This is a genomic window from Lunatimonas lonarensis (assembly GCF_000390185.1).
Lineage (GTDB): Bacteria > Bacteroidota > Bacteroidia > Cytophagales > Cyclobacteriaceae > Lunatimonas > Lunatimonas lonarensis.
The window spans coordinates 1-16007 of the sequence record NZ_AQHR01000091.1; the positions used below are offsets into that span (position 1 = coordinate 1).

At 45.1% G+C, this 16007-nt stretch carries 19 protein-coding genes; 9 read left to right on the forward strand and 10 right to left on the reverse strand.

Translation table 11 applies throughout. The features are described 5' to 3' along the window. The coding region (locus tag ADIS_RS15870) for a transposase (RefSeq protein WP_035806457.1) at positions 1–450 on the forward strand (450 nt) is incomplete at its 5' end. A gap of 179 nt (positions 451–629) precedes the next feature. On the opposite strand, the gene ADIS_RS15875 is transcribed toward ADIS_RS15870, so the two are convergent. From ADIS_RS15875 to ADIS_RS15890, 4 genes are all read right to left on the reverse strand, one after another. Beyond that, positions 630–1217, reverse strand: a complete 588-nt coding sequence (locus ADIS_RS15875; RefSeq protein WP_010855650.1) for an SCO family protein — start codon at positions 1215–1217, stop codon at positions 630–632. A gap of 8 nt (positions 1218–1225) precedes the next feature. Continuing rightward, positions 1226–2014 carry a formylglycine-generating enzyme family protein gene (locus ADIS_RS15880; RefSeq protein ID WP_035806497.1) on the reverse strand — a complete coding sequence of 263 codons (789 nt, stop codon included), beginning with the start codon at positions 2012–2014 and terminating at the stop codon, positions 1226–1228. Positions 2015–2174: 160 nt separating this feature from the next. Then, positions 2175–3437: a copper-containing nitrite reductase gene (nirK, locus tag ADIS_RS15885; protein WP_010855652.1), complete on the reverse strand. Its 1263-nt coding sequence runs from the start codon at positions 3435–3437 to the stop codon at positions 2175–2177. A 382-nt stretch (positions 3438–3819) separates the two neighbouring features. Beyond that, positions 3820–4527, reverse strand: a complete 708-nt coding sequence (locus tag ADIS_RS15890) for a Crp/Fnr family transcriptional regulator (protein WP_035806459.1) — start codon at positions 4525–4527, stop codon at positions 3820–3822. Positions 4528–4725: 198 nt separating this feature from the next. Here ADIS_RS15890 and ADIS_RS15895 point away from each other — a divergent pair, with 198 nt between their 5' ends. From ADIS_RS15895 to ADIS_RS15925, 7 genes are all read left to right on the forward strand, one after another. Then, the gene (locus ADIS_RS15895; RefSeq protein ID WP_010855654.1) at positions 4726–5166 is read left to right on the forward strand and encodes a c-type cytochrome; all 441 of its coding nucleotides are present in this window, start codon (positions 4726–4728) and stop codon (positions 5164–5166) included. Between the two features lie 4 nt (positions 5167–5170). After that, entirely contained in the window at positions 5171–6529 is a 1359-nt protein-coding gene (locus ADIS_RS15900) for a cbb3-type cytochrome c oxidase subunit I (RefSeq protein WP_010855655.1), read from the forward strand. 132 nt (positions 6530–6661) lie between these two features. Next, positions 6662–7441 (forward strand): CbbQ/NirQ/NorQ/GpvN family protein, encoded by a 780-nt coding sequence (locus ADIS_RS15905; protein WP_010855656.1) that lies wholly within the window; start codon positions 6662–6664, stop codon positions 7439–7441. Positions 7442–7593: 152 nt separating this feature from the next. Then, a complete protein-coding gene (locus ADIS_RS15910; RefSeq protein ID WP_010855657.1) occupies positions 7594–9360 on the forward strand; it encodes a nitric oxide reductase activation protein NorD in 1767 nt (588 codons plus the stop codon). 47 nt (positions 9361–9407) lie between these two features. Then, positions 9408–9995 carry a cytochrome c oxidase subunit 3 gene (locus ADIS_RS15915; RefSeq protein ID WP_010855658.1) on the forward strand — a complete coding sequence of 196 codons (588 nt, stop codon included), beginning with the start codon at positions 9408–9410 and terminating at the stop codon, positions 9993–9995. Positions 9996–9999: 4 nt separating this feature from the next. Continuing rightward, positions 10000–10251, forward strand: coding sequence for a cytochrome C oxidase subunit IV family protein (locus ADIS_RS15920; RefSeq protein ID WP_035806461.1), 252 nt, complete (start codon positions 10000–10002; stop codon positions 10249–10251). A 234-nt stretch (positions 10252–10485) separates the two neighbouring features. Beyond that, entirely contained in the window at positions 10486–11169 is a 684-nt protein-coding gene (locus ADIS_RS15925; protein ID WP_010855661.1) for a hypothetical protein, read from the forward strand. A gap of 216 nt (positions 11170–11385) precedes the next feature. On the opposite strand, the gene ADIS_RS15930 is transcribed toward ADIS_RS15925, so the two are convergent. From ADIS_RS15930 to ADIS_RS15955, 6 genes are all read right to left on the reverse strand, one after another. Next, entirely contained in the window at positions 11386–11874 is a 489-nt protein-coding gene (locus ADIS_RS15930) for a Dps family protein (protein ID WP_035806463.1), read from the reverse strand. A 129-nt stretch (positions 11875–12003) separates the two neighbouring features. Next, positions 12004–13026: a hypothetical protein gene (locus tag ADIS_RS15935; protein WP_010855663.1), complete on the reverse strand. Its 1023-nt coding sequence runs from the start codon at positions 13024–13026 to the stop codon at positions 12004–12006. Positions 13027–13038: 12 nt separating this feature from the next. Beyond that, on the reverse strand, positions 13039–13362 hold the full coding sequence (locus tag ADIS_RS15940) for a DUF3817 domain-containing protein (RefSeq protein WP_035806465.1): 324 nt from the start codon (positions 13360–13362) through the stop codon (positions 13039–13041). A gap of 2 nt (positions 13363–13364) precedes the next feature. Then, the gene (locus ADIS_RS15945) at positions 13365–13940 is read right to left on the reverse strand and encodes a hypothetical protein (protein ID WP_010855665.1); all 576 of its coding nucleotides are present in this window, start codon (positions 13938–13940) and stop codon (positions 13365–13367) included. 4 nt (positions 13941–13944) lie between these two features. Continuing rightward, the gene (locus tag ADIS_RS15950; protein ID WP_035806466.1) at positions 13945–14478 is read right to left on the reverse strand and encodes an acyl-CoA thioesterase; all 534 of its coding nucleotides are present in this window, start codon (positions 14476–14478) and stop codon (positions 13945–13947) included. A gap of 149 nt (positions 14479–14627) precedes the next feature. Continuing rightward, complete coding sequence (locus ADIS_RS15955) at positions 14628–15290, reverse strand: protein-L-isoaspartate(D-aspartate) O-methyltransferase (RefSeq protein ID WP_010855668.1); 663 nt, start codon at positions 15288–15290, stop codon at positions 14628–14630. 122 nt (positions 15291–15412) lie between these two features. On the opposite strand from ADIS_RS15955, the gene ADIS_RS15960 reads away from it, so the two are divergent. Then, positions 15413–16006, forward strand: a complete 594-nt coding sequence (locus ADIS_RS15960) for a riboflavin synthase (RefSeq protein WP_010855669.1) — start codon at positions 15413–15415, stop codon at positions 16004–16006. The last annotated feature ends 1 nt before the right edge of the window (position 16007 follow it).

Here is a 16007-nt window from a genome sequence, read left to right on the forward strand (position 1 = left end):
AAGGCAATAGGCAGAAACGAAGGGAAAAAGAGGATCGTGGTAGTGGGGATCGAAAAGGTGCGGGGAGGCGTATCTCGCTGGTATGGCAGGGTGATCGAATCGGCGTCCAAGGCCAATCTGGGCAGCTTTATGCGGGACCATATAGCTGCAGATGCGCTGGTGAAGACGGACTGCTGGGCCGGTTACAAAGGGATGGAGAGGGAGTTTCCCAACCTGGTACGTGAAAGGTCGGGCAAAAAGGGGGAGAATTTTGGTGCCATGCACCGTGTGATTATGATGTTCAAGGCCTGGGTTAGGGGAACCCACCATTCAGTGGTGGCCCTGCAACCGTATATCAACGAATACACCTACCGGTTTAACCGGCACATGATGAAGGAGCGGATATTCGAGAATCTGGTTGTGAGGATGCTGGCACAGCCGCCCTACCCCTACAAGGCCTTTATTTGTTAAATGCCTAATTCAAATTGATTTTTTCTCAGGAATAAACCATAATTATCATCAGGTGACGGAGATTTGCAATTCCGAACTCCGGTTCATTTGGATTTGTAATCCTGATTTATCGACTTAGGTTGATTGGAAGGAGAAGTTCCATTTATATGCTCCTCGAAATTTTAAGTTTTAAAGAGGGCTTAATTTTTAGCGACGGCGATAATTCTATCGACAATTTCATCATTTACCAATCCAAGTCCTTCCTTTTGATAGTTCATGACACCGTTTCTATCAAAAACAGATATGATATTGGAATGGGAAAAGTCTATAGGGTTAATCTGTTTATATTTTACTGCCATGATATTGGCAAAGTCTCTGACGCCATTTTCGGTGCCTTGTAAGAAAAGCCACTCGCTTCCTTCCATTTGGTTGTCTTTGGCAAATTGCTTCAGCTTTTCAGTGGTGTCATTGATAGGGTCTATACTTACCATTACGTATTGTATATCCTTCATTTTTTTGGAAGAAACCTTTTCTTCGATCATCCGCATGTCAGCTACCAACCTCGGACAGGCGGTTCTACAGGCTGTATAGATCATCACTACGACCAAAGGTTTTCCTTTGAGATCTTTGAATTCGATGGTCCGGCCATCTTGGGTATTCCAAACTGACGGAAGTTGGTATATCGATAGGTCATCAATGGTTTCTTCCAAAAGAGACGTGTGGTCTAGTTTGTTTTTTTCGCAAGAAAAGAGGAAGGAAAGAAATAGAAATGATAGATAGTAACGCATGACGGAAATTAGTTAAAGGTAATTTGGTTTTGAGGAGAGCCTTCTTTCGCACAACGAAACCCTAAAGTTGTCAAAGAATAATTGGCTTTGAGGCTAGCCCGCATGGCATACCGCATAAAAGCCGCATAGTTCATCATATCTTTTGCACCTAGAGCGCCTCCCGCACAAAATAAGCTGGCGTCCGTATTGCCATTGTTACGTGATTCCCCGGTCAGAATAATTGAATTGAAATCGTGTGTCCACTCCCAGACCACGCCGTGCATGTCTTTGATTCCCCAGTAATTCGCCTCTGAGCTCCCTACCGTTTTTAGGTAGGTTCGGGGTTGTTCATAGCTTCTGAGTATGGATATGTTATACAGGCTATCTGGACGGGCATCCCTTTTTGAGGCAGAGGCCATAGCTGCATATTCCCATTCATCCACTGTAGGGAGGCGTTTCCCTTGGCACTCGCAGTATGCTTTGGCGGCAAACCAGGAGACCATAGTGACGGGTTTGTCCAATAGAGAGGGCGGAGCATTCTTATCGTCTATCCAGTTGGATAAGTACCGGAGATCAGCAAATAGTTTGGTCACATTTGATTTCCGCCATTTTGGCTGATCAACGATAAATTGTTGGAAATCTGCGTAGGTCACCGGTACAATATCGAGGTAAAAATCTTCAACACGTATCTCAGTTTGTTCGCCAACCCCATATAGGGGAGAATAAATGCCCCCTTTTACGAGTGCCATATTCTCCTCCTGGGCAGAAGCGTTGTTTACCATAAGCAGGGCCGCAAGTAACATGATTGTCTTTTCCATCGTTCTCATAATTGTTATTCAGCCTTAAGAACCTGCCCCGGGATTTCAGGATGGCCACCCCGATAGCGTCCTTTTGGAGGCGTACCCCTGCCCCGATTTCTCCTAGCAGGTTGCACAGTATGAAGGTGTACCACACTGTAAGTCTCCCCCGAATGCTTTTTTATTTTCTTCTGTTACGCACCATTTCGGGTGTAACTTCGGTTACATTATTTCCCCAGCTATTATATACATAGGTTAACACAGCAGCGACTTCCTCGTCTTTTAGTTGCTGGGCGGGCATGATGCTGTTGTATTTGTTTCCATTTACCATAATTTCGCCGGATAGTCCATATAATAATACATCAATCGCGCGATTCACGTCGGCGTTTAGGTAGTCAGCTTCCGCAAGTGGGGGAAAAGCATTGGCTATTCCCTCTCCATTGGCCTGATGGCAGGCAAAACAAGCCTGCATATATAGTTTTTTGCCGGATTCCATCAATTCACTCTTTGTCATCGTTGAGGTGGGTGCCGGCCCCCTTGTTTCATCTACTGGCATTTTCTGGATAGTGCCGCCCTCAGGAAGGTAGATGCCTTCCATTATTTCCCCGGCAAATATTTTTTTGTTTTCCTCACCTGTTACGCTTAGTATCCCCAGCGCTCCTTTATTGAAAGCTCTGAATATGGAATGGTCTACCAATACCAAATTCGAAGGGACCTCTGCTTTAAATTCGAGGATTGCGGCACCGCCCGCCGGTACCAATGTTGTACCTACATTGGAGTTAATCTGGTCGCCTCCGTCAATATATACTTTGTCGAATATTTCTCCGATCACGTGAAAGGAGGAAGCAAGATTTGGACCACCGTTTCCAAAGAAGATTCGAATCGTTTCCCCGACCTTGGCCTGGAGCGCATTTTCGCCGGTCAACGCATTTACACTACCGTTAAACACAACGTAGTCAGGTCTTTCATCGTATGCTTTTTGCATATCAAAGGGCTGAAAGCCAGGTTCTCCAAACCGTCCTTCGGTGTAGAAATCGCCCTGCATGACATAAAACTCTTTGTCCACGGGAGGCAAGCCCCCTTCAGGTTCGACAAGTATCAGCCCGTACATTCCGTTGGCAATGTGCATTCCTACGGGAGCGGTGGCACAGTGATACACATAAAGGCCGGGGTTGATAAGTTTGAAGGAGAAGGTTTTTTCATGGCCGGGAGCTACAAAGGATGCTTCGGCCCCCCCGCCCTGACCCGTAACGGCATGGAGGTCTATGTTGTGGGGTAATTTGTTGTCCGGGTGGTTTTTGATTTTGAATATGACTTCGTCCCCAACCCTTGTCCTGATAAAGGATCCCGGCACCGTTCCACCAAAAGTCCAGAAAAGGTAGGATACCCCGTCCGTCATTGCCATTTCTTCCTCCGTAATCTCCATTTCCATGAACAGCTTCATAGCTGGTCTATTACCGACCGGTGGTGGAACGTGCGGTGGAGCGGTCAATTCGGCGGTCATCTCGCCAAATACCTTGATCTTGCTGTAATCTTTAGAGGAAGAGGTTCGACGGGTGTTCTCAGATTGAGATTGGGTGCAAGCGTAGAATATCCCTGTATAAATAAAGATAATAAGATAAAGAAATCCTCTAAATACTGATATGTTTTTCGCAACCATGGTTTTATACATTTAGTGTTTGAGATCTGACCGGGTATCGGTGGCTCACACCGACACCTAATTGTTAGCAAAGTAACAGAAAATCTATGGCAGCCAAAATGATTCGAATCAACTAAAGACAACTTTTTTGACAGGTAACTTTCTGCGAAAACGCAGGAAGTTAAGGTCAGTAATGGGTTGGAAAAGCATAGTGACTGATCGCTTCTTTGAGTTTAGCTAGATCTAACAGATAAATGCATCTTTCTTTGGTGTAAATCAGTCTGTTTTTCTTTAAGGATGACAATACCCTACTCACCTGATCTGGATTGGTGCCGACAATTTGGGCGATTTCCTGCCTGCTAAGATTGATTTCGACCTGATTGTCATCGCGATGTGGCAAAAAGCTGTCCGAAAGATAGATCAAACCAAATATTACCTTTTCCTCGTTGTTCATCAGGGCAAAGCATTTGGCTCTTATTTCACTTTTTCTCAACTCTCTCGAATAGAAGCGCATTACTTCAAAAGTAAACCTAGGGTTTTCCATAAATGCCTCGAAAAGTGCCTGACTGTCGATAAAGCAAATCTGGGATTCTGCCAAGGTTACGGCACCAATGCTGTAAGTTTCCATCCCAATCCCTGTATGACCTATCATATGACCATCCCAGGCCAATCTAACCGTGTGTTCTTTTCCGTCCAAACTCGAACTTATCACCTTTACTTTGCCCTTACGGACGAAATAGGCTCCCATTACCAAGCTGCCCTCCATAAAGATAAATTGACCCTTCGGGTAGGTTGGGGAGGTTTTGAGGCTAGATAAACGATCTAGCCATTTTTCATTGCAGAATTTCACGAGGCAGGAGGAAGTGCAACAGGTTCTACAAGGTGTCTTATTCATAGCGATTGGAAATAAATCGTTGTGCCACGTCCAAAAGATGATAAATGGAAGTGTATGATAGTGATGTTTGTCAGTCTATCGTCAATTTGGCGTATTTTTTTTTAAAAACAAATCGGATTTTTCAATTCTAGCTGTATCTTCGTTCTTAATAACGATAAAAAGGTATTTATATATAATAATTAACTAAACCCCACGTATATGTTGTCAAAATCGCAGGCGAGGGCTTTTTTTCTTGGTGGCACGGTGGTAACCTTTCTGATATTCATCGGATTGACCATTTACTCTATGGCCCCTGGAAATGACCAGTCCAATCATCAGAACATCACGGATCAGGTAATCCGGGGAAAGCACCTATGGGAAACCAATAACTGTATGGGATGCCATACCATATTGGGCGAAGGTGGGTATTATGCACCCGAACTTACGAAGGTAGTAGACCGAAAAGGGGAGTCGATGATCAAGGCCATCCTTATGTCACCGGTTCCCTGGGCTCCAAATGGCCGAAAAATGGTCGCCTATGAAATGAGTTCGGTAGATGCAGATGCTATGGTCGAATATTTCAAATGGATAGGAGAGATTGATCTTAACGGATTTGAGAGAGTAGTATCACCTTTGGCTAAAGACAAAATTAAAGAATAATCATATGAAATATAAATCACAACAAGTAGCATACTGGTTTTTTGCCTTGTGCATGCTACTCTTTGGGTTACAAATCGTTTATGGGTTTATCATGGGCTTTGCCCGAATCGGCATGGATGGACTCCATGACTGGGTTCCATTCAATACCGCAAGGGCAGTGCATACCAATTTGTTGGTCGTGTGGTTACTCACCGGATTTATGGGGGCCGCCTACTACATCATTCCGGAGGAATCCCAACGGGAGTTGGTCAGTGTTAAACTGGCCTATATACAATTGATTTCGCTGGCGGTTGTTGGAGTAACTGCTATTACAGGATACCACTTCAATATATGGGAAGGCAGGAAATTTCTAGAGATTCCCCGCGAACTGGATTATTTGGTGGTCGCAAATGTCCTGCTTTTCCTTGGGATTATTTTGGCTACATTGTTCAAGGGTAAAAGACAAACTACTACTGCGTTGGTCATGACCATGGGGTTGGTTTTTGCTGCGTTGCTCTACCTTCCCGGTATGATTTGGTTCGATTCTCAAGTGACGGATTCCTTTTTCCGTTGGTGGGTGGTTCATCTTTGGGTTGAAGGCGTTTGGGAATTGATCATGGGAGGTATTTTGGCCTTTTTGTTGATCAAGCTTACAGGTGTGGATAGGGAAGTCATTGAAAAGTGGCTATACGTAATCGTAGGCCTTACTTTCTTGTCGGGTATTCTTGGAACGGGTCACCACTATTATTACATCGGTGTCAATAAAATCTGGCTGGTGGTTGGCGGCGTCTTTTCTGCACTGGAGCCGCTGGCATTTTTGGCAATGGCCTTATTTGCCGTCTACATGTACAGAAAAGGTGAAAAAAATCACCCAAATAAAATAGCGCTTTTCTGGACTATTGGAGCGGCAATCGTTTCGTTTATTGGAGCAGGCTTGCTTGGTTTCGCCCATACGCTTCCACAGACAAATATTTTCACCCACGGTACGCTGGTAACGGCCATGCATGGGCATTATGCCTTTTGGGGTGCCTACGCCATGATCGTATTGGCCATTATCAGTTATGCGATGCCTAATATCACTGGCAGAAAACGTCACGATAATACCACCGGGCACATGGCCTTTTGGCTATCCAATATCGGAATGCTCGGCATGGTTACCGCTTTGGGAGTGGCTGGAGTGGTACAGGTTTACCTAGAACGAAGGCTTGGCATGGATTTCATGGTTGCCCAGGAAGAGGTCAAGATCCACTTTGTGGTAATGTTGCTCTGCGCGGCCCTCTTCAGCGTTGGTGTAGGTATGTATATCTACGAATTCATCAAATATGGTAGGCCCTCTGACGAAGCCCTGACCCAAAAAGAAGAAGAGGTCGCTTTGGTCGGTTAAGCGCCGTTACCTGAATTGTCAACATAGCAAATATCGGTTGATGGTTTGTTTCATTATCAGGTCTGCCGATTCCTGATAGGTGCCGGGTTGCTTTTTCGGCAACTCGGCTTTCATTACTCAAAAATCAACATTATGGTCATCGAAGCACCTTATTACCATCAGACGCATCAAGAGTCAGAGGTATTTTTACATGCCTTCCGAAACCGAATGCCTTTGCTTATAAAAGGCCCCACAGGAAGTGGAAAATCTAGGTTTGTGGAGTATATGGCCCATGTCTCTGGGCAGAAACTGATTACGATTTCCTGCCATGAGGAAACTTCTTCCACGGATCTTATTGGAAGGTTTATTATAAAAGGGGCCGAAACGGTTTGGATTGATGGTCCATTGACCACTGCGGTGAGAGAAGGTGCAGTCCTCTACCTGGATGAAATTGCAGAGGCGCGACCTGATGTAATTGTAGCCATCCACTCGTTGACAGACCACAGAAGAGAGCTTTTCATAGATAAATTGGGTGAAACAGTGAAGGCCCATGAAAACTTTATGCTGATCGCTTCCTTTAATCCAGGCTACCAACGTGGATTCAAAGAGCTTAAACCTTCTACCAGACAGCGTTTTGTGGCCTTAAGCTTTGAGTATCCCGGGCCAAAAGCAGAAGCTGAAATCCTAGTAAATGAAGCAGGTGTCGATAAAGACATTGCCAAAAAGCTAGTCGCAATCGGCGGAAAGATCCGAAATCTCACTGAGTTGGGACTTGCCGAAACCGTTTCCACCCGTTTGTTGGTCGATGCGGCAAAACTGATTCGATCTGGTCTTCCAAAAAGGCTGGCATGTCATGCTGCCATAGTGGAACCTCTCAGCGATGATGGACAGGCTATTGAGTCGATGAAGGATTTGGTGGATCTGATGATTTGATATTGAAATAGGGTTGATATTTATGCACATATGCTTTTAACGGTATAGGGTATATCACCTGTGTTGAATGGTATAGTAACCTGTAAGGAATAGATGATAAAACCTTGATATAAAGGGAGGTTGAATGGTGTGCACATTAACAGGTCGAGAATATGGGGCTAGATGTAGATGAGTGGGTATACGGTAGATTGGTTCGTTATTTTAAAAAGAGTAGACTGAAAGCGGCGCATGAAATACAGCATGCGGTATATTTGCATGCAATCAGGCCAAGGTTGACTTTGTTGGCCCGCGCCATTACCGGAAACGCAATTGATATCTATCCTGCCGAAGCAGAAGGAGGTTATAAACACAACAGTTTCTTCCTTCCAATTTCCTTTTCCGTATTCCCGAATTGGGAAGAAAATCTATCTTTCTTTTTTTTTAGAACCCTTTACCTATGTGCACAGCAGGATTTGGGATATAATTGGAACAGGGAGGAGGATGATCTCATTCTTTCCCGTCAGATGGCTGAACAGACAGCTCCATCGGTTTTGGAGAAACTGTACGAGGAGTTTGGAAACGCTTCCCAAATGCACGAAAAATTAAGGGGTCATTTTAAATCCCAGGCGAAGCGCGGAGAAAAGCCCGATTTTAGTCTGCTTTATGGTAAGTGGATGTATGCGGATCCTACCCTTGGCGAAAAGGATAAATTGCAGGATTTTGACGATCGAACCAAAAAAGGTAGGGAAGAGAATCCCACCACTACCTTGACGGCCAAAGCGGTAGAGGAGGTGAAAAACCTTACCATTGACAAAAAACAGCAGGAAGACTATGTGTTGCTGCACAATTTTGAGAAGGTGGAAACGGCGGAGGAATCCAATGGTGTTTGGAGGGACTTTGATGGTAAAGATGATCTGGAGGATCACCAAGATGCGCTGGAGGAGTTGAGTATGAAGTTTACCGTGAGGGTAGATGATCCTGTCCATTCAGTATATCAGGCGGAGTTTGTAGAAAATACCACCGTTTCAGAAAGTGCGGAGCGGGACGAAAAGGGCTTTCACCTTTGCTACGATGAGTGGGATTACAAGAAGAGGCTCTATAAACCCGATTTTTGTAAAGTGTATCCCCAAACACTTCAGAAATCAGACCTCGGATATTATCAGGATACGATTTGTAAAAACGCCTCGACGCTAACGGGCCTTCGAAAAATGCTGGCATCAGTCAATAACAGCATGAAGCAACAGCGGAGAATGAATCAGGGAGAGGCCTTTGACCTTGATGCACTCACGGATTTGTTTACAGATGTGCATCTGCGAAAGACCCCCTCTGAAAATATCTACCTGTCAAAAAGAAAAAAAGAAAACGACCTTTCCATCTTGTTGCTTTTGGATATAAGTCTATCGAGCGATGGTTATGCAGCCAATAACCGGGTCATAGATGTTGAAAAAGAAGTTTCTATCCTATTTGGGGAGATTTTGGATGAATATGCGATAGATTTTTCCATTGATTCTTTTTATTCTAAGACCCGTAATTACTCGACCTATCTTACCCTAAAGGAGTTTGGTGAGGATTGGAAGCAAGGTAGGCTACGGATTGGGGCCGCAGAGCCTCAGGGGTATACGCGTATCGGCACTGCTCTGCGACATGCCGGCGCCCGATTGGCTCAGCGGCCTACCAAAGATAAGTGGGTGATTTTGATCTCGGATGGCAAGCCCAACGATTACGATCGTTATGAAGGAAAGTATGGCATTCAAGATATCAAGCAGGCACTCCGGGAGCTAAATGAAAAACAAATACACTCCTATGCCCTTGCCATAGAAGCACAGGCCAGGTACTACCTTCCCCAAATGTTTGGACAAAGCCATTATCAGATTTTGACTACACCTGTAGAACTTCTTCGTTCGCTGGTTAAGCTTTTTGAAAAAATGAAGTATGGGTGAACCCAACCTTAAGATGTAAAATTTCCCTTTGCTTAAACTCATTGATAATGGAAAATAGATCAGCAGAAATCGAGTATAAGAACCTGATAGATCCGCCAGGTGGGCTTTTGCTGTGGATGATAATCCTCTTGGAGTTGACCACATTTGGCCTTGGTATAGGTGGCCTGGTGTATTATGGGGCTCTGGAGCCTGAGTTATTTAGCGAATCTAGAAAGTTGCTCAATACCCCTTTGGCGACGGCGAATACGATCGTACTACTTGTCAGCGGCTATTTTATGGCTCAGGCGGTCTACCATTTCAAAAACCAAGCCTTTTTGCCGGCAGGCCGGTCATTGAACTGGACTGTATTGGGAGGGTTGGTGTTCACAATGCTCAAGAACTATGAATATGTTGTGAAACTGAAAAGTGGGTTTGAGATAGGAGATAATATGTTCTTCACCTTTTACTGGCTGCTGACGGGTTTTCATTTGGTTCACATACTTGTTGGGGTGGTCATTTTGCTGGTTTTGGGTAGAGTTATTCGCGTGAATCCATCCGGTGTAAATGTTTCTGATTTAGAAGCGGGGGCGGCCTTCTGGCACATGTGTGACCTAATATGGCTCCTTATTTTTCCTGTACTTTACTTGATTTTCTAAAGGAATGATTCAGTTAAATTTGAGAATACTCGTGTTTTTGGTCATCCTTACCGTTGCAGGCGTGTTGGTTAATGGCTTTTTGCTCGGACGGCCCTGGTCAACCGTATTGATTATGTGTGTGGCCTTTGCCAAGTATTTGCTGGTAGCGTTTTATTTTATGGAATTGCGAAAAGCCCATAATTCCTGGAAGTTTGTAACTGTCGTTTTGGGGGGATTGATCGTGCTAGTGGTAATCCTGGTCGTTGCTGGAGGATAAAAAGTGAGCAAGAAAGCTTGGAAGAAATAATCGATCGCCTTTCCTTGGCATAAAAAGGGCCTCAACATTGCCACGCCAAAAAACTCGGTGGCGATATTTGGGTAGTTTATTCCAGCCGTTTGCGTCAGTCAAATGATCGGTGCCCATTTTTCGTCGATTGATATGTCTTTGCTACATGCCATATATTCGAATCACCTGAACGTATTTCTAAATGAAATTTCAGATATTAGGCCGATGAATCTACTGACCAAAGTTAATCTCCGTGCTATCCTCCTTGCCTTCGCTTTGATGGGTTGTGGTTGGCTGTCCTACCCTGCATTTGCACAGGAGGGGCCTCCTAAGCCTCCTACTCCCGTGGAATGGATGTTTGGCCATGAGCGGGCGTTTTTTCAGATGGTGGTGAATAAAAAGTTTACCCCTGACAGTCGGTTCGGCTTGCTAAGTGTTTCCACGTTTTCGGCAAAGTACACGAATGAAGCGATGGATTTGGATATGGTGGCACCTGTTCTGCTGAATTATAGCCTCAAAAAAGGTTTTGCATTGGTAGGAGGGAGTACGGTAAACAATGAAGTGGGCTTTTCTCCTGTGGCGGGTGCACAGCATACTTTTGCAAACAAGGACTGGCTGGCGGTGTCCATTCTGACCTTTTTTCTGAACAATTCCCAAAATGCAGAGCTATTTGGAATATACGAATACAAGCCTGCACTAAGCCCCAGCACCGAGCTGTACACCCGACTACAGTTTATGTATGTGCATGGCCTAGCCGATGGTAGCCATGCGCGAAGCTTTTTACAGCTGCGGGCGGGATTGAAGCGACAAGCGTTTTCCTTTGGACTAGGGGCCAACCTGGATCGGTATGGCCCATCAATGCATTTTAAGCCAAACTATGGGCTATTTGTAGGGTGGCTCTTTCTATGAATGGCCGCGCGGTGCTGTTCGGAGGTTGAAAAGCGAAAAACAGCCCGCAGGTACGATAATCGGATGCGGCTACATGCGGTCGATGGCGTCGTCTACGAACAGGCACTAAGAGAACCGTATTATCTAGCTTTAACATCTAGCTGTTCGGATAGGGCATAAAACTAAAAACCCGACCTGAGTTTACAGGCCGGGGTTTGGTCATGACGCGACAGCATATTATTTTAGAAAGGAGGTCAGCATCCAATGATGCATCTCTAGACTTTTGATGAAGGAAATCAACATATCCTCCGTAGCTGTATCACCCAATTCGCTAACTTTTTCTGCGCATTCGTTCATATTGTCCACCAGCACTTGAAAATCCCTCAGTACCTCTTCGACCATTTCCCGGGATTTCAGGTTGGTGCCAACTTCCTTGATGTCCGAGTGCTCCAGATAGTCGGTCATCAGGCTATAAGGCTTCATGCCAAAAACCCTGATACGCTCTGCAATGAGGTCAATATTGGCAAAGGCCTCGTTGTACAGTTCTTCAAACTTTGTGTGTAGTTCAAAGAAATCACCGCCGGTTACGTTCCAGTGAAAATTCCGTAGCTTTTGATAATGCACATGGTAGTTTGCCAATAGTTTGTTCAGGGAAGCTACTATTTTTTCGGATTCATCTTTGTTATAGCCCAGTTTTTTAAACACTCTTTTTTCTGATACACTCATATCGATAACAATTTATGGTTGAAAATGAAAAACCACACCGAACCGGTCATTTGCCTTATTTACGGTGTTACTTCATATGAAGTTATAACAGATAAACGGCATGAATAGTGCCAAAAAAGTAACGTTCCTTTAGCGGTACAGCAGTTGATTTAGACTGACACGAAGGATTTGGCCCATGTTACGACATTGGTAGAATTGTGGGTTTTTATAATGTCTGGCCAATTCCCGTTTCAGCGATTCTATGTTCTCCTTGGTAGACACGGTATCTGCTTCCATGCTGCGTAGAATGTCCTCGATCTCCTTTGGCGAGGATTTCAGCCGGGTTGCGATCAGGGCCCGTTCTTCCCGTTGGTATTGCGCCATAGACTCGGGCGTTATATGGGCGATCCCCAATTGGATCAGTTTGTTGTTTTGTTTGAAATATTGGGGCAGGTAAATTGATTTTTTCCCCTCATACGATTGCTGGTCAAAGTCGATGGCCCTAATACGGTAATGTATTTCCTCAAAATCGGGTGTAATATCAACAACAAAGTTGGAGGAATGCATATCGCCGAGCAAACGTACAAAGCAGCGCTCGTTAAACTTCACAAACTCCTTGGAAAGCCGAATGGGATTCAACAGGTCGTCAGGCATGTACTGCTTCATAAACTGTTCACCCGGGATACCGGCGATATGCTCCTCGATCAAAGAATCCTTGTACACCAAGTAGCTGATACGATTTGGAGACAGCAGATGCTCCAATTCCAAGCCATATACGCGGGAGGCGTCCGCATGCTTGATATAGAAATAGTCAAAATTATCGTTGATACGGTTTACGATCCGCACCCGGAATGGCTGCGTATTGCCATAGACGCACAAGTCGATGCGGTCTACATAGAGGTGCTGCATGACGGTCATATCGCCGTCGGCCTTCAGGAGGGCATAGATTTTTTTTACTTTATAGTGAATCTCGTTGCGGTCTGATTCGTCGTAAAACACTGTCTCCCAAAGGGTGTCGTTTCCCCGTGAATCATACAAGGCAATGGATCCACTGTACCTCAGAAGGTCTTTATAGTGAATGGGTATATCCACTTCCCTACCATAGTTGATCAGGTAGCTCCTTAGGCCCTTGCTGATGGGATAGACGATTTTTTTCTTACTAATGACAGCCATGGCTGTAAGCGGTTAGTGGGAGGAAGCGATCAGGTGTTCCTGTTTTTTCAGTTTTCTGTCAAACAAAAAGGGACCAAAAGGTAAAATCGCCGCAATGAGACCCATCACAGCCGTTCGAAAGGTCCATCGCAGCTTTCGGCTGGTTGGGAAAAGAACCAGCATGTATACCATAAACAGCACGCCATGGATCCATCCCACGTAGGTGACCATTAGGGGTAGTTCGAAGATGTACTTCAGCGGCATGGCGACAAAAACCAGTACCAGCATGGAAATGCCTTCTGTTATGCTCACCATCCGAAATTGGGACAACACTTTTAACTTTTCTTCTCTAGTCATGGTTATTTTTTGATATTAAACAAGGTCTGCATACTTTTCCAAAGCTTCCGCTTTAGGTCGGTGCTTTCGTTCAGTTCTTCAAGGGAATCCGCAAACAGAAGCTCGGATTCCCCGTCAGACACGAGTTCATAGGGGATCTTTCTTAAACGTTGAATCGGGTTGTCGATTTTCCCGAACACAATGATTTTTTCGGGATTTAGGGATGGAATGCCGGATTCACCGGTAACTTTTAACGCGTTTTCAGACGTAAGGGCGATATCCGGCAGCTTACAGTCTACGGCACTTAGTATTTTGAGCAGGAATTCCTTGAGCTCTACCGGAAGGTTTGTACCCGAATAGACTACCAAAATCTTTTTAGTGAATTGTCCTTCGTAGGGTAATTGGTAAGCTTCCTCTTCGTATTCTTCTACGGGCTCGTTGACAGAACCGGAACTGCTGAGAGGTAGGGATATTTGCTTTTTAAGCCGATCTGAAAAAAGCAGTTTTTCCTGGTCCGCGCCGATCACATACACTTCCTCTTTCAAAAAGAGCGCTAGTTCCTGTAGTGTGAATTTTTCTTGGATATCTTGTTTTCCCATAGGGTTAGCCGTTTTCGCTTTTTTCCAGATCAAACAACGATTTAAGCTCGGTCGCATCTTGGGGATCCATCCGTTTGGCCAATACCAGGCGCAGCTGTCGTCTTCTTAGCGCACCCTGATAGCGTTCCTCCTCTTCTTTTCCGACAGGTGTTACCTCTGGCACTTTCACCGGTCGGCCGGATTTGTCCACGGCCACAAAGGTGAAGAAAGCCCGGTGGGTAAGAAGCTTACTGTTGGCTGGTATGTCTTCGGCGTACACTTCCAGAAATATCTCCATAGAAGTTGTGAACGCTCGTGTAATTTGTGCATTCAAGGTAACAACGTTGCCCAACGCGATCGGGTTTTTAAAGGAAATGTTGTCTACAGAAGCCGTTACGACGATGTTGTTGCAATGTCGCTGTGCACAGATGGCCGCTACGATATCCATCCAATGCATCAGTTTTCCACCCATCAGATTGTTCAGGGTATTGGTGTCGTTGGGCAATACCATTTCAGTCATGGTAGCCTGTGATTCCCTCACGTATTTTTTTTCTGTCATGGTTGTTTCATTGGTCTTTGGCGATCAGAAGCCTTTCTGGTTTGATGCACAGATCTTGCTACGCTGTTTCTATTGGCCCAAATGAAGATGGTATACGTATTGCACATGGATTGTTTTGGTTCTTCGAATGCAAGCCGCTCGATTTCAGACTAGGGTACTCTCCATCCCTCGTCTCCCAATAATGGAACAAAGGAAAAACCATCAAAAGATTCCTGCAGGATGTTTTTTTCTGTTTGTTTTGTCAACCGCATCATTTGCTGATTTTGCCGATTGCCTACCGGGATCACCAATACACCGCCTATGCTGAGCTGATGAAGCAGCGACTTGGGGACCACGGGTGCGCCGGCAGTGACGATGATTTTGTCGTACGGCGCGTGTTCAGGCACCCCTAGGCTGCCATCTCCATGAAGGTGCTTGATCCGGATGCTGATTTTGGGAAGGAAGGTTTTGGTCTGCTCATACAGCTTGGCGTTGTATTCGATGGAATAGACCTTTGCGCCCATAAGGTACAGGATACCTGCCTGATAACCGGAACCGGTGCCGATTTCCAATACCTTGTCGCCAGGTTGGATACTCAACAAGGAAGTTTGAAAAGCTACCGTGTAGGGCTGGGAGATGGTCTGTCCCTCGCCTATGGGAAACGCTTTGTCCTCATAGGCGTGGCTCACAAGCGCACTGTCAAAGAAGAAATGCCGAGGAAGGGTGTTCATTGCCGTTAGGACCCTTTCATCCGTAATGCCTTTTTTCCTAAGTGTGTCTATTAATACCCTGCGCTTTCCCTTATGAATGTATGAGTCTTCCAGTTTCAACATAAATGCGAAAAAGATCCAAACAGATAAACCTTCTATTTTACTAAGTTAAGGTTAATTTTAGGTTTCGGACGAATTAAATTTACAAAACTAAACCAAGAGAGCCCCAATTGACTTATACAAACATGTTTACAGGAATTATAGAAACCATGGCCGAAATCAGGCAGCTGACTAGGGAAGGCTCCAATGTGCATATCGACTTGGCCAGTCCTATTCAAACAGAATTGAAGATCGATCAGTCTGTCAGCCATAACGGAGTGTGCCTTACCGTGGTGGACGTAAAGGTGGATTTTTATCGGGTCACCGCAGTGCAGGAGACACTCCAAAAGACAAATCTGGCAGATTGGAAAATAGGGGAAAAGGTCAACATAGAACGTTGTATGCCGGCAAATGGACGATTTGACGGACACATTGTACAGGGCCACGTAGACCAAGTTGGTACGGTGGTGCGAATCATGGAAAAGGACGGTAGCTGGGAGTTTGATTTTTCCTACGACCCTTCCGTTGGTAATGTCACCGTGGAGAAAGGGTCTATCTGTGTCAATGGCACTAGCCTTACCTGCTTCAACTCAAGAAAAGGTGGTTTTACCGTTGCGATCATTCCCTATACATTTGAGAATACCATCTTCCATCAACTGGTAGAGGGTGACCGGGTAAATCTGGAGTTTGATGTGGTTGGAAAATACATACAACGCATCCTAAGGGGATACGATTCCTAGG

Excerpts from the sequence above, each read along its gene's own strand:
- nirK (WP_010855652.1), bottom strand. The coding sequence starts at position 3,437 with ATGAAGCTGTTCATGGAAATGGAGATTACGGAGGAAGAAATGGCAATG.
- ADIS_RS15875 (WP_010855650.1), bottom strand. The coding sequence starts at position 1,217 with ATGCGTTACTATCTATCATTTCTATTTCTTTCCTTCCTCTTTTCTTGC.
- ADIS_RS15900 (WP_010855655.1), top strand. The coding sequence starts at position 5,171 with ATGAAATATAAATCACAACAAGTAGCATACTGGTTTTTTGCCTTGTGC.
- ADIS_RS15890 (WP_035806459.1), bottom strand. The coding sequence starts at position 4,527 with ATGAATAAGACACCTTGTAGAACCTGTTGCACTTCCTCCTGCCTCGTG.
- ADIS_RS15895 (WP_010855654.1), top strand. The coding sequence starts at position 4,726 with ATGTTGTCAAAATCGCAGGCGAGGGCTTTTTTTCTTGGTGGCACGGTG.
- ADIS_RS15940 (WP_035806465.1), bottom strand. The coding sequence starts at position 13,362 with ATGACTAGAGAAGAAAAGTTAAAAGTGTTGTCCCAATTTCGGATGGTG.
- ADIS_RS15945 (WP_010855665.1), bottom strand. The coding sequence starts at position 13,940 with ATGGGAAAACAAGATATCCAAGAAAAATTCACACTACAGGAACTAGCG.
- ADIS_RS15930 (WP_035806463.1), bottom strand. The coding sequence starts at position 11,874 with ATGAGTGTATCAGAAAAAAGAGTGTTTAAAAAACTGGGCTATAACAAA.
- ADIS_RS15960 (WP_010855669.1), top strand. The coding sequence starts at position 15,413 with ATGTTTACAGGAATTATAGAAACCATGGCCGAAATCAGGCAGCTGACT.
- ADIS_RS15920 (WP_035806461.1), top strand. The coding sequence starts at position 10,000 with ATGATTCAGTTAAATTTGAGAATACTCGTGTTTTTGGTCATCCTTACC.
- ADIS_RS15910 (WP_010855657.1), top strand. The coding sequence starts at position 7,594 with ATGGGGCTAGATGTAGATGAGTGGGTATACGGTAGATTGGTTCGTTAT.
- ADIS_RS15925 (WP_010855661.1), top strand. The coding sequence starts at position 10,486 with ATGAATCTACTGACCAAAGTTAATCTCCGTGCTATCCTCCTTGCCTTC.
- ADIS_RS15950 (WP_035806466.1), bottom strand. The coding sequence starts at position 14,478 with ATGACAGAAAAAAAATACGTGAGGGAATCACAGGCTACCATGACTGAA.
- ADIS_RS15915 (WP_010855658.1), top strand. The coding sequence starts at position 9,408 with ATGGAAAATAGATCAGCAGAAATCGAGTATAAGAACCTGATAGATCCG.
- ADIS_RS15955 (WP_010855668.1), bottom strand. The coding sequence starts at position 15,290 with ATGTTGAAACTGGAAGACTCATACATTCATAAGGGAAAGCGCAGGGTA.
- ADIS_RS15905 (WP_010855656.1), top strand. The coding sequence starts at position 6,662 with ATGGTCATCGAAGCACCTTATTACCATCAGACGCATCAAGAGTCAGAG.
- ADIS_RS15880 (WP_035806497.1), bottom strand. The coding sequence starts at position 2,014 with ATGGAAAAGACAATCATGTTACTTGCGGCCCTGCTTATGGTAAACAAC.
- ADIS_RS15935 (WP_010855663.1), bottom strand. The coding sequence starts at position 13,026 with ATGGCTGTCATTAGTAAGAAAAAAATCGTCTATCCCATCAGCAAGGGC.